The 12,822-nt window shown below is 64.3% G+C and carries 9 protein-coding genes; 5 read left to right on the forward strand and 4 right to left on the reverse strand.

The features are described 5' to 3' along the window. Positions 1-115: 115 nt before the first annotated feature. Positions 116-2,737 (reverse strand): type I DNA topoisomerase, encoded by a 2,622-nt coding sequence (topA, locus tag H7R73_RS16705; RefSeq protein ID WP_039040523.1) that lies wholly within the window; start codon positions 2,735-2,737, stop codon positions 116-118. Between the two features lie 360 nt (positions 2,738-3,097). Between topA and astB the strand changes: the two genes are divergently transcribed. Then, complete coding sequence (astB, locus tag H7R73_RS16710) at positions 3,098-4,435, forward strand: N-succinylarginine dihydrolase (RefSeq protein ID WP_103259747.1); 1,338 nt, start codon at positions 3,098-3,100, stop codon at positions 4,433-4,435. Positions 4,436-4,665: 230 nt separating this feature from the next. On the opposite strand, the gene sohB is transcribed toward astB, so the two are convergent. Next, entirely contained in the window at positions 4,666-5,673 is a 1,008-nt protein-coding gene (gene sohB, locus H7R73_RS16715; RefSeq protein ID WP_103259746.1) for a protease SohB, read from the reverse strand. A 224-nt stretch (positions 5,674-5,897) separates the two neighbouring features. On the opposite strand from sohB, the gene H7R73_RS16720 reads away from it, so the two are divergent. Together H7R73_RS16720 and H7R73_RS16725 are read left to right on the forward strand one after the other, a co-directional pair. After that, positions 5,898-6,653, forward strand: coding sequence for a YciK family oxidoreductase (locus H7R73_RS16720; RefSeq protein WP_039040520.1), 756 nt, complete (start codon positions 5,898-5,900; stop codon positions 6,651-6,653). 89 nt (positions 6,654-6,742) lie between these two features. Then, positions 6,743-7,627, forward strand: coding sequence for a LysR family transcriptional regulator (locus tag H7R73_RS16725; protein WP_103259745.1), 885 nt, complete (start codon positions 6,743-6,745; stop codon positions 7,625-7,627). A 71-nt stretch (positions 7,628-7,698) separates the two neighbouring features. On the opposite strand, the gene H7R73_RS16730 is transcribed toward H7R73_RS16725, so the two are convergent. Next, positions 7,699-8,871 carry an MFS transporter gene (locus tag H7R73_RS16730; protein WP_103259744.1) on the reverse strand — a complete coding sequence of 391 codons (1,173 nt, stop codon included), beginning with the start codon at positions 8,869-8,871 and terminating at the stop codon, positions 7,699-7,701. A 164-nt stretch (positions 8,872-9,035) separates the two neighbouring features. On the opposite strand from H7R73_RS16730, the gene H7R73_RS16735 reads away from it, so the two are divergent. Together H7R73_RS16735 and H7R73_RS16740 are read left to right on the forward strand one after the other, a co-directional pair. Beyond that, positions 9,036-10,175, forward strand: a complete 1,140-nt coding sequence (locus H7R73_RS16735) for a MalY/PatB family protein (protein ID WP_041212604.1) — start codon at positions 9,036-9,038, stop codon at positions 10,173-10,175. Between the two features lie 148 nt (positions 10,176-10,323). Then, complete coding sequence (locus tag H7R73_RS16740; protein ID WP_103259743.1) at positions 10,324-11,679, forward strand: TAXI family TRAP transporter solute-binding subunit; 1,356 nt, start codon at positions 10,324-10,326, stop codon at positions 11,677-11,679. Positions 11,680-11,742: 63 nt separating this feature from the next. Here H7R73_RS16740 and H7R73_RS16745 read toward each other — a convergent pair whose 3' ends face one another. Then, a complete protein-coding gene (locus H7R73_RS16745; RefSeq protein ID WP_041212603.1) occupies positions 11,743-12,645 on the reverse strand; it encodes a LysR family transcriptional regulator in 903 nt (300 codons plus the stop codon). Positions 12,646-12,822 lie beyond the last annotated feature (177 nt).

Here is a 12,822-nt window from a genome sequence, read left to right on the forward strand (position 1 = left end):
GACAACTCCCTGTCTTGCGCTGCCATCCATGCAGCCATTCCAGTATATCGCCATCCACCAACAAAGAAGCCCCTCGCAAGGGGCCTCTTTCATCATGCTGTGAGCGGCGTCGCCATCAGGCTTTCTTCGCCTTGGGCAGGCTCTCCTGCCATTTTCCGTTGTCGTAATGGGCTGTCCAGCCGGTCGCCTTGCCGTTGACCTCGGTCATCACGTACTGCTCCTTGGTCTTGCGGCTGAAGCGCACCACGGAGGCGTTTCCGTCAGGATCTGACGCCGGGGCGTCCGCCAGGTACTGGTGCTTGGGAGAGAGGCGATCGCGGAAGCGCTTGAGCTCCTCCACCAGGGGCGCACGGGTCTCGCGGGATTTGGGGAAGTTGCTGGCGGCCAGGAAGAGGCCGGCGGCGCCATCCCGCAGCACGAAGTGGGCGTCGGACTGGGTGCATTTCAGCTCGGGCAGCGGCACCGGATCCTCTTTCGGCGGTGCAATGTCGCCATTTTTCAGGATCTTGCGGGTGTTCTTGCAGCTCTCGTTGGTGCAACCCATGTATTTGCCGAAGCGGCCGTTCTTGAGCTGCATCTCGGAGCCGCAGCGATCGCACTCGATGCTCGGCCCTTCGTAGCCCTTGAGCTTGAACTGCCCCTGCTCCACCTCGTAACCATCGCAATCCGGGTTGCGACCGCAGACGTGCAACTTGCGGCTGTCGTCGATGATGTAGGCGTCCATGGCGGTGCCGCAGATCCCGCAGCGATGCTTGGCACGCAGGGCATCGGTTTCCGCCTCGTCCCCGTCGGTGGCGGAGACGAACTCGTCCGCACTGACCAGGTTGATGGTCTTCTTGCAGCGCTCCTTGGGCGGCAGGGCATAGCCGGAGCAGCCGAGGAAGACGCCGGTGGTGGCGGTACGGATACCCATCTTGCGGCCACAATCCGGGCAGTCGATATCGGTCAGCACCATCTGGTTGGCACGCATGCCTCCCTCTTCATGGGGCTTGTCGGCCTGCTCCAGCTCCTGGGTGAACTCGGCGTAGAAGGCGTCGAGCACCTTCTTCCACTCCAGGCTCCCCTCGGCGATGCCGTCGAGCTTGTCTTCCATCTTGGCGGTGAACTCGTAGTTCATCAGCTCGACGAAGTTTTCCACCAGGCGGTCGGTGACGATCTCCCCCATCTTCTCGGCGAAGAAGCGGCGGCTCTCGACCCGCACATACCCACGGTCGACGATGGTGGAGATGATGGAGGCGTAAGTGGACGGACGGCCGATGCCGCGCTTTTCCAGCTCGCGTACCAGGGCCGCTTCGGTGAAGCGGGCGGGCGGCTTGGTGAAGTGCTGGCGCGGATCCAGCTTGACCAGTTTCAGCACCTCGCCGACGGTCACCGCCGGCAGCTGGCTGTCTTCACCCTTGCGGCCCATGGGCGGCAGGGCCTTGGTCCAGCCGGCGAAGCGCAGGGTGCGACCGCGCGCCTTGAGCTCGAACTCCCCTGCCTTGACGGTCAGGGTGGAGGAGTCGTACTGGGCCGGGGTCATCTGGCAGGCGACAAATTGGCGCCAGATGAGGTCATAGAGCCGCATGGCATCGGGCTCCATCCCTTCCAGCATCTCGGCAGTCACCTGGACGCTGGAGGGGCGGATCGCCTCGTGGGCCTCCTGGGCATTGGCCTTGGCGCCGTAGAGGTTCGGATCGCTCGGCAGGTAGGCGGCGCCATACTGCTCGCCGATGTATTCCCGCACCGCGTCCACCGCCTCTTTGCTGAGGTTGGTGGAGTCGGTACGCATATAGGTGATGTAACCCGCTTCATAGAGACGCTGGGCCATCATCATGGTCTTCTTGACCCCGAAGCTCAGACGGGTAGAAGCGGCCTGCTGCAGGGTGGACGTGATGAAGGGAGCGGACGGCTTGGAGCCGGTCGGCTTGTCTTCCCGGTTGACCACCTTGTAGTCGACCCCTTCCAGGGCCGCTACGGCGGCGAAGGTCTCGGCCTGGGTCACCGGCTTGAAGTCGGCTCCGTTGCGGCTGACCACCTCCATGCGCAGCTCACTCTTCTCGGCGGTGAGCAGGTCGGCGTTGAGATCCCAGAACTCCACCGGCACGAACGCCTTGATCTCGCGCTCCTTGTCGACGATGAGGCGCACCGCGACGGATTGCACTCGACCAGCGGAGAGACCGCGGGCCAGCTTCTTCCACAAGAGCGGAGAGACCATGTAACCCACCACCCGGTCGAGGAAACGACGGGCCTGCTGGGCGTTGACGCGATGAATGTTCAGCTCGGACGGCTGGGCGAACGCCTCCTGGATGGCACTCTTGGTGATCTCGTTGAACACCACGCGCTTGTAGCGGCTGTCGTCGCCACCGATGATCTCGCGCAGGTGCCAGGCGATCGCTTCCCCCTCTCTATCCAAGTCGGTTGCGAGATAGATGGTGTCGGCCTTGGCGGCCAGACTTTGCAACTCGCTGACCACTTTTTCCTTGCCGGGCAAAATCTGGTAGTTGGCCTGCCAGCCTGCGGTCGGGTTGATGCCCATCCTTGAGAACAGGGCGTTGCGATCCTTGGCCGCCTTCTCGGATTCGCTGAGCTTGATGCCGCGAATGACAGGTTTTTTGGGCTCGGTGCTGGCGCTGCCGCTGGTCGGCAGATCGCGCACGTGGCCTACGCTGGATTTCACCACGTAGTCCTTGCCCAAATATTTGTTGATGGTCTTGGCCTTGGCCGGAGACTCCACGATGACCAGTGATTTGCCCATGCTGTAACTATTATCCTCATTGCACCCGACGGGGTTGGCGTGCGGTTTTGTGGGGCTGTATAAGAGATTTGACGGGAAAAAGCAATCTTGCGGGTCAATTTGCCCGACAGCCCGAACCGCCCTGCTTCTTTATTTATTAATGCGAAGCCGGGGCGCGGGAAGCAACCGCTTTTTTGTTTTTATGCTATATCCCCCCCTTTTTTAGATTGGAAATGACATATCCAGCCACCCTTGTGACATAAAAACCCATTCTGGTTATCAGCTTGTTACAAAGGATGAAATCTCTTTATAATGGCCGCACACCGCAGCTTTGTGCGCGGAAGGAACCGCTCCCCATATAAAAATCGAAAGGATGTGATCATGAAGCACTTCGAGGTCAACTTCGACGGCCTGGTCGGCCCCACCCACAACTATGCCGGCCTCTCCTATGGCAACGTCGCCTCCCAGAGCAACGCCAAAGAGGCCTCCAACCCCAAGGAAGCGGCCAAGCAGGGGCTGCGCAAGATGAAGGCGCTGACCGACCTCGGCATGGTGCAGGGCGTGCTGGCTCCTCAGGAGAGACCGGATCTCGCGACCCTGCGCCGCCTGGGCTTCACCGGCAACGACGCCAGCGTCCTGGCCCAGGCCGCCAGACAGGCCCCCGCCGTGCTGGCCGCCTGCTACTCTGCCTCCAGCATGTGGACTGCCAACGCCGCCACCGTCTCCCCGAGCGCCGACACCCAGGATGGCCGCATCCACTTCACCCCCGCCAACCTGACCAACAAGTTCCACCGCTCCCTGGAGCCCGAGGTGACCGGGCGCATCCTGCGGGCCGTGTTCAACAACGATCGCCACTTCTATCACCACCAGCATCTGCCGGAGAACGACCACTTCGGTGACGAAGGCGCCGCCAACCACACCCGGCTGTGCCGCGCCTATGGCGAAGCGGGGGTCGAGCTGTTCGTCTATGGCCGCAGCGCCTTCGACGTCTCCCAGCCCGCCCCCAAACGCTATCCGGCCCGCCAGACCCTGGAGGCGAGCCAGGCCATCGCCCGCCTGCATGGCCTTGGGGATGAGAGCGCCGTCTTTATCCAGCAGAACCCGGACGTGATCGATCAGGGGGTGTTCCACAACGACGTCATCGCGGTGGGCAACCAGAACGTGCTCTTCTTCCACCAGCAGGCGTTCCTCCATACCGAGGCTGCGCTGGCCGAGGTGCGTACCAAGTTCGGCGACGGGGAACTGCACTTCATCGAAGTGCCGACCAGCGAAGTGTCGGTGCAGGATGCGGTGAAATCCTACCTGTTCAACACCCAGATCCTCACCCTGCCATCCGGCGAGATGGCGATCATCGCCCCCACCGAATGCCGCGACAACCCGGCGGTGTCCGCCTATCTGGCCAGGCTGGTGACCCAGGGCACCCCCATCAAGGACGTCCACTACATGGACGTGAAGCAGAGCATGAGAAACGGCGGCGGCCCCGCCTGTCTGCGCCTGCGGGTCGCCATGAACGACACCGAGCTCGCCGCGGTCAACCCGGCCTGCCTCATCACCGACAGCCAGTTTGCCCGCCTGGATCAGTGGGTCGAGAAGCACTATCGCGACAGCATGGCGCTGGACGATCTGCGCGACCCGTCCCTGGTGCTGGAGACCCGCACCGCCCTGGACGAGCTGACCCAGATCCTGAAACTGGGTTCCGTCTATCCCTTCCAACGCTGAGGTGCGCCATCGGCCTGCAGAGCCGACGCAATAAAAAAAGAGAGCCGGGCAATGCCCGGCTCTCTTTTTAGTCCTTTGCACTGAGCTATAAAACCTGTTCACGAGCTGTAGCGAGAGATCGTCAGCAAGGTGAAGAGCTGCGCAGGAACCGGAGTGTGTAGATACACATGAGGATTCCGAGCAGCACATGAGCCTTGATCACGACCTCGCAGTAAGCTCGAAACAGGTTCTCAGCGCCAGGGGCTCTGCTGCCACAGGCGGCCGAGGGCCCCCTCCAGCCCCAGTGCCGCCTGCTTGCCAAGCTTCTGGGTCAGGCTCCTGGGTTTGCTGTAGCGGATGCCGACCACCTTGTGATGGCTGGCCTGGGCCAGCAGGTAGTCATCGCTGGTGCAAAGCGCATCCACCAGTCCGAGCTGCTTGGCCTGGCTCGCCAGCCAATGCTCGCCGGTGGTCACCTTGTCGATGTCGAGACCGGGTCTGTGCTCGGCCACGAAGTCCTTGAACTGTTCGTGGATGGCCCCCAGCTCCTCGCGAAACTTCTCCCGCCCCTGATCGTCGTTCTCGCCGAACATGGTGATGGTGCGCTTGTACTGGCCTGCGGTGTGCATCTCGAATTCGATGTCGTGCTTCTTGAGCAGCTTGTTGAAGTTCGGCATCTGGGCAATGACACCAATGGATCCGACGATGGCGAACGGCGCCGCCAGGATCTTGTCCGCGACGCAGGCCATCATGTAGCCACCGCTCGCCGCCACCTTGTCGATGGCCACGGTCAGCGTGATGTCCTTGTCCCGCAGCCGCTGCAACTGGGAGGCGGCCAGGCCGTAGCCATGCACCACGCCACCGCCGGATTCGAGGCGCAGCAGCACCTCGTCCCCGGGGCGGGCCACGCCTATCACGGCACTCACCTCTTCCCGCAGGGAGGCCACTTCCTTGGCATCCATGCTGCCGTTGAAGTCGATGACGAACAGCCGGCTGCGCTCATCCTCCCCCTTGGCTTTGGCCTTGTGCTCGGCCTTGCGGGTCTTCTCCATCTGCTTGCGCTCGGCCTTGCCCGCCAGGGCTGCCTGCAGTTGATGGCGCCCCTGCTCCAGCTCGCCGGAGAGATCGGTCACCACCAGCTCCCCCTTGCGGGATTTGGGCTGGCGGCTGCTCGCCACCATCAGGATGACGGCGCCGATGGCCAGCAGGAAGGTGAGGGTCTTGGCCAGAAACAGGCCGTACTCGGTCAAAAATGCCACTTGATGCTCCGCGCTATGTTCGGTTTTTTCACATAGTAAGGAGTTTGCCCCCCTCGCGCAAAAACTCTGCCATCTCCCGTGCCAAGGACGGAGGGATCGACGCTATCGCCCTGTTTTATTCACATTTTTGCCGTCTCATACTGGTCAACTGCCGGGCCGGGTCAGTACACTTGCCCACTCGATTCGTTGCGCCAAGCCGCCAGGCATTGTTAACAGGAGTCCACATGCTCGACTATCAGGCCCCCCGTGATCTGCTCAAGGACAAGGTCATTCTGGTGACGGGTGCCGGTGACGGCATCGGCCGCGAAGCGGCCCTCACCTATGCGGCCCACGGCGCCACCGTGATCCTGCTCGGGCGTACCAGTGCCAAGCTGGAGGCGGTCTACGACCAGATTGAAGCGGCCGGTCACCCCCTGCCCGCCATCGTGCCGGTGGACTTGAAAGGGGCTACTGCCGCCCACTACCGCGGCATGGCGGAGACCTTCGCCCAGCAGTTCGGCCGCCTCGACGGCGTGCTGTTCAACGCCGGGCTGCTCGGTACCCTGTCGCCGTTCGAACACATTCAGGAGCAGGAGTGGGACGAGGTGATGCAGGTCAACGTCAAATCCGAATTCCTGCTGACCCAGGCGCTGCTGCCCCTCATTCGCCAGACCGCCAAGGAGCACGGCGAGGCGTCCATCGTCTACACCTCCTCCAGCGTGGGCCGCAAAGGGCGCGCCTACTGGGGCACCTATGCCATTTCCAAGTTCGCCGTCGAAGGCATGATGGAGGTGCTGGCGGACGAGCTGGAGAACACCAGGGTGCGGGTCAACACCCTGAACCCGGGCGGCACCCGCACCAGGATGCGGGCCAGCGCCTTCCCGGCGGAAGATCCGCAAACCCTCAAGACCCCGGCCGATCTGATGCCCCTCTATCTCTACCTGATGGGGCGTGACAGTCAGGGCCAGAGCGGCAAGACCTTCGTGGCCCAGCCCAAATAAATCAACAAATCAACCGGATGGGATTACAGTGAAGAGGGGGTGCCAAGGCGCGCCCTGTTGAATCCCATCGGCCCCAGACAGGTTGCACTATGTTTCGTCCCAAGAGCACGTTTGAGCAATGGCGGGTCTTTCAGGCGGTGGTGGACTGCGGCGGTTATGCCCAGGCTGCCGAGGCGCTGAACAAGAGCCAATCCTCCCTCAATCATGCGGTTGCCAAGCTGCAACAGAGTCTGGGGGTGGCCCTGCTGGAGGTGCGGGGGCGCAAGGCGGTGCTGACGCCGGCGGGGGAGATCTTCCTCAAGCGGGCGCGCCAGCTCAGCCAGCAGGTGGAAGAGCTGGAGAACCTGGCCAACAACCTGGAGCGGCAGTGGGAGCCGCAGATCAACCTCTATGTGTCCGTGGTCCAGCCGCGGGAGCGCCTCTACCGGGCGCTGGCCCACTTCTATCCCCGCAGCCGCGGTTGCCGCATCAACCTGCATGAGCGGATCCACTGCCACTTCAATGCGCTGCAGGCAGGAGATCTGATGCTCTCCGAGCACCTGCCCCAGGATCGCACCGGCCTGCCGCTGGACGAAGTCTGTCTGCTTCCTCTGTGCGCAGCGGGCCACCCCCTTGCGGAGCAGGGAGAGCCCATCACTGCCGAGGTGCTGGCCAGCCACAACCAGATAAGCCTGCATCCCCCCATCCACCGCTCGGTGGACTGGAACGATGCGGACGACACCGGCTGGAAGGCGACCCACTATCATGAGGTGCTCAACATGGTGCGTCTTGGCATGGGTTACGCCTGGGTGCCCCGCCACCTGGTGCAGGAGGAGCTCGCCGAGGGCTCGCTGGTGCAGCTCGATCTCACCGGCGGCAACGAACGCTATCTCTACACCTACCTGCTCACCCCCTCGGTGGAGGCGCTGGGGCCGGCGGCCGAGCTGTTGCTGCGCTGCCTGCGCATCGAATACCAGGGAGACAACCCCAGGTAAGGCCGCTTCTTCCCCGCACGACCGGGGCACTGGTGCCGGCACATCCGGGCATCGGCTCCCCTTTGCATCCCCTATACGTTGGGGACCCGCCAGCAGGCGGCCAGCGCCATCAGCGCCAGGGCCGCCGCCACCATGAAGACCCCGTGGAAGCTCCAGAGCTCCGCCACCGTCCCCGCGATGGCCCCCGCCATGATGGAGCCGGTGCGGATGCTGTTGGAAAAGAGCGTGGTCGCCACCCCGGTGCGCCCCGGCATCAAGTCCTGGAAATAGGACATGCCGATGCCGGCCACGATGCCGATGAAGATGGCATTGAGCAGTTGCAGCGCAATGAGGGCATGCTGGCTCGACAGGGTCACGAGACCGCCATAGAAACCGACCCCGGCCAGCACCGCCAGCAGCATCATGGGCCGCTTGCCGAAGCGCCGGGTGTAGTAGCCCGCCAGCAGCATGAAGGGGATCTCCAGGGCCGCCGCCGTGCCCATCAGCAAACCGGCCAGCTTCTCCTCCAGCCCCAGCTCGCGGGTGATGTAGAGGGGCATGTTGATGAGGTACATGCTGTTGCAGGTCCACATCAGGGTGGAGGCGATGAAGAGCGCCCGCACCGACGGATCCCGCCAGCTGCTCACCCGCTCCACCTCGCTGTCCATCACCGGCAGCGGCAGGGAGGGAAGCCAGCGCCACACCACGAAGGCGCAGATGACATAGGCCAGCGCCGAGGCCAGATACATCACCTCAAAGCCGTAGCCGATGGCGAGCGCGAAGGCGATGGGCGGCCCTATCACCCAGGCCAGGGAGAACTGGGCCCGCAGCACCGAGCTGAACATGTCGGCCTGTTTGTTGCGGCTGTCGGCGTATTCCCGCGCTAGGGCGAACAGCTGCGGGCTGGCGGTGGCGGTCAGGCTCGCCAGCAGCACCCCCAGGCTCACCAGCAACCAGTACTGCCGGTTCCAGGCAAACAGCAGGGAGAGCACGATGCCGGCGAAGCAGCAGCGCAGGATCAGCTGCTTGCGATCCCCCTTGTTGTCGGAGCGGTGGCCGAGCCACTGGCTGATGAGGATGCCGATCACCGCGTTCACCGTGTAGAAGAGCCCCACCAGGAAGGGGCGCACCTGCACCTCCTCGGCCAGAAACAGGCTCAAGGTCGGCACCTGCAGCGCCACCGCCACCCCGGTCATGAAGGTCACGGCGAGAAACGAGAGAGAGACGGGATCCGGCCTCTTGCGGGCAACAGACAGCAAACTCATAGAGATACCATTGATATGGAAGAAAAAAAGGAGCCAGATGCGGGCGGGCTTGGCGTATGGCGGCGGCTATTTTATGTCATTATCAACAGCCACCTCAAGGGTTGCGGGGGGGCGTCCAAGTCCGTACATTGGAAGCCCATCCAGCGCCAGTACAAGGATTTAACATGTTTGATTTTGACCGGGAAATAGATCGCAGCGGTACCATGAGCCTGAAATGGGACAAATACAAGGGTCAGGATGTCCTGCCCATGTGGGTCGCAGACACCGACTTCGTCTCTCCCCCCGCCGTACTGGAGGCCCTTACCAAACGGGTCGCCCACGGCATCTTCGGCTATTCGCGCCCCTCTCCCCGGCTCATCGAACTGATCGTATCGCGTCTGGCCAGCCGCTATGGCTGGACCATCCAGCCCGAATGGCTCGTCTTCCTGCCCGGGGTGGTGCCGGGCCTCAATCTCGCCTGCAAGGCCTGGAGCCAACACGGGCGCGGCATCATCACCCCCAAGCCGGTCTACTACCCCTTCCTGCAGGCGCCGGGCTTCAATGACCGCCCCCTGCTCACCGTCCCCGTGGTGGAGGAAGAAGGCCGCTGGGTGCTGGATCTCGAAGAGCTTGAGCGTCAGGCCCCCTCGGCGGATCTGCTGCTGCTGTGCAACCCCCACAACCCGGGTGGCACCGTCTTCACCCGGGAAGAGCTGCTGGCCATCGACGCCATCGCCGAGCGCCACAACCTGGTGATCTGCTCCGACGAAATCCACTGCGATCTGCTGCTGGACAAAGATGCCCGCCACATCCCCTATGGTGCCCTGAGCCCGGAGGCGGCCGAGCGCTCCGCCGTCATGATGGCGCCGAGCAAGACCTTCAACATCGCGGGCCTGTGCTGCTCCTTCGCCGTGATCCCCAATGCCCGCCTGCGGCTCAAGCTGCAACAGGCGATGCGCGGCATCAGCGCCGACGTCAATCTGCTGGGGTTCGTGGCGGCCGAGGCGGCCTATGAGGGGGGCGAGCAGTGGCTGAATGAACAGCTCGACTACCTGACCGGCAACCTGGCCCTGATCGAGCAGGCCGTGGCCCGCTGGCCCGGCGTCAAGCTGGCCCGCAACCAGGCCACCTACCTCGCCTGGATCGACATGAGCGCCCTGGGCCTGGACGATCCCGTCGCCTTCTTCGAACAGGCGGGCGTGGGTCTCTCCCCCGGAGCCCAGTTCGGCAACGGCCAGTTCGTGCGACTCAACTTTGGTTGCACCCGGGCCCGTCTCACCGAGGCCCTGGCCCGCATGGAGAAAGCCATTCTCCAGACCCGCTAGCGAACCGTCCCGGGCGGCGGCCCCAGGCCGCCCGGTGCGCGCAAAAGCGGTAAAATCCGTTCAGCTTCCCGTCTGATACGGATAAGATGAGGCTCATCACCGGATGAGCCCGCCTCCTCCTCATGTTCAGCCACGGTTTCGGTCCACTATGCGCCCATTCGCCTTCTCTGCCCTGTTGCGTCTGTCACGTACCGCCCTGCCCTGGCTCGCGGCCATGCTGGCGCCCTCCCTCTTCGCCTCCCCCGCCTATGTCACCATCGGCACGGGAGCCCTCAACGGTGTCTACTACCCGACAGGGGGGGCCATCTGCCGCCTGCTCAACGAGGAGAGTGCCCGCCACGGCCTGCACTGCACGGTGCAGAGTACCTCGGGCTCCATCGCCAATCTGGCGGCCCTCGCCAAGGGGGAGGTACAGCTCGCCCTGATGCAGTCGGATGTGCTCTACCATGCGGTGCACGGCACCGGCCCCTTCGCGGGCCAGGCCCCGGACGATCAGCTGCGCAGCCTGTTGCGGCTCCACAAGGAGTCCCTGACCCTGATTGCCAGCGCCACCAGCAACATCACCACCCTGGCCGACATCAAGGGCAAGCGGGTCGATGTCGGCGCCCCCAACTCCGGGGACAGGGTCACCAGCCGGGCCCTGCTCGATGCCATGGGGTGGCGGGTCGCCGACTTCAGCCGACCGCCTGTGATCTCCCCGGGCAACCGGCTGGAGGGGCTCTGTGACGGCACCCTGGATGCCGCCTTCGTGGTCGCCGGTCACCCCAATCAGGCCATCGGCGATCTCACCGGCCGCTGTCAGGCCCGCCTCATTCCCATCGAGGGGGAACAGGTGGACAAGCTGCTCAAGCAGCACCCCTACTATGATCGCAGCCGCATCGGCGCCAACCTCTATCCGGGGCAGACAAGCGGTGTCAACACCTTCGCCGTCACCGCCGAACTGGTGGCGCTGGCAAGCCTGCCCGAGAGCGAGGTGCGCACCCTGCGGGACGTGCTGAACGAGCGGCTCAAGCAGTTCACCCGGCTGCATCCGGCACTGACCACCCTCACCTGGGAAGGCATGCAGGCGGGCAGCATCGCCCTGCTCCATCCCGGCATGCTGGATGCCGTGCCCACCCTCCCGGCGGACACCCTCACGGCATCCGGGGCAGGGGCCACCTCGGGCGCCCTGCCGACCTTGCCCCCGGCGAGCAGCGCGGCCACACCGACCGATGGGGCAGGCCCCCAGGAAGGCACCGCGCCACTGGAGGGGTCCGACACCTTGCCGGAGCAGCCGGCCGCCGCGACCCTCTCAACCAGTTCGGAGGCGGCCTCCACCAACCAGGCCCCGGCCCTGACCGAGCCGCCCACACCGGGCAGCGCAACCCTGGCGCCAGGCCATCCCCTGACCCCGCCTGAGGCGCCCGCCTCGGCGGCAACGCCGCTGGAGGCGCCATCACCGCAGGCCATGCCGGCCAGCCCGACCAGCCACGCGGTGGGGACCACAGCCCCCGCCGGGCAATGAACACCAACCAAGAGGCCACCCCAGGGGTGGCCTCTTGGTTATGGGGAACGGGCGCCTGGCCTGTCACGGCGCCAGCAGCAGCGCCGGATTCTGGATCTCCTCCTCCACCCAGTGCAGCAGTTGCTTGATGGCCCGCGACAGCACCTGGTTCTGGCGCACCACGTACCCCAGGCTGGTACCGGGAAAATCGGTGAGCCGGGTCACCGGGGCGGTCAGCTTGAGCCTGGGGTGCAGGGAGAAATCCGGCACGATGGCGACGCCAAAACCCGCCTCGGCCCAGTCGAGCTGGGCATCCACGCTCCCCACCTCCATGATGCGGCAGCTCGGCAGGCCGAGCAGGGGCAGGGAGGGATCGATCAATGCCCGGGTCCGGGTGTCGTGCCCCAGCAGGATCAGGGTCGGCTCGTCCAGAGGATCGCTCTCCCCCGAGCTGGCCCGCGCCTGCCAGCGGGCCAGGCCGTGCCCCAGGGCACACCAGGTCACCTGCTGCAACTCGGTGTAGAAGAGCGGCTCGCTGCGCTTTTGTGCCATCACGAAGCCCAGATCCGCCTTGCCCGCCCGCACCAGATCCGCCGCCTGATCCGAGGTGGTGTTGAACAGGGTGAGGTCGATGCCGGGGAAGGCCTGCTTGAAGCGCTGGAACGGCTGGATGAGCAGCAGGCGCGAGATGATGTCGCTGGCGGCGATGGCGAGCGTCCCCTGGCTCAACTGGCTCAGGGCATTGAGATCGGACTGGCAGAGCTGCAACTCGTTGATGGCGCGCTCGGCGCTTTGCAGCAGCCGCTCCCCCGCCTGGGTCAGGCGAAACGGGCTGCGCTCCACCAGCTTGACCCGGGTCGCCTGCTCCAGGTTCTTGAGGTGCAGGCTCACATTGGGTTGCGTCATGTGCAGTTCGGTGGCCGTCTGGCCGAAGTGCTGCAACCGGGCCAGGGTGACGAAGGTGTGCAGCCAGTGAATGTCCAGCATGGGGTTCCTCTTCTCCCGGGTCGATGGCAGGGCCAGCGCCGCCAGGGCACGGGCACCACGCAAGGGAGCGCGGTGTCGATAATGGCACCGGAATTATATGGCTTTCTTATCGGAATTATAAAGATAATTAATTTTTCTAATCCTCACGGGGCTCCTAGGATGGACGCCTAACGTCTT

Origin of the sequence: Aeromonas sp. WP2-W18-CRE-05 (assembly GCF_014168615.1) — a bacterium.
Taxonomy (GTDB): domain Bacteria; phylum Pseudomonadota; class Gammaproteobacteria; order Enterobacterales; family Aeromonadaceae; genus Aeromonas; species Aeromonas caviae.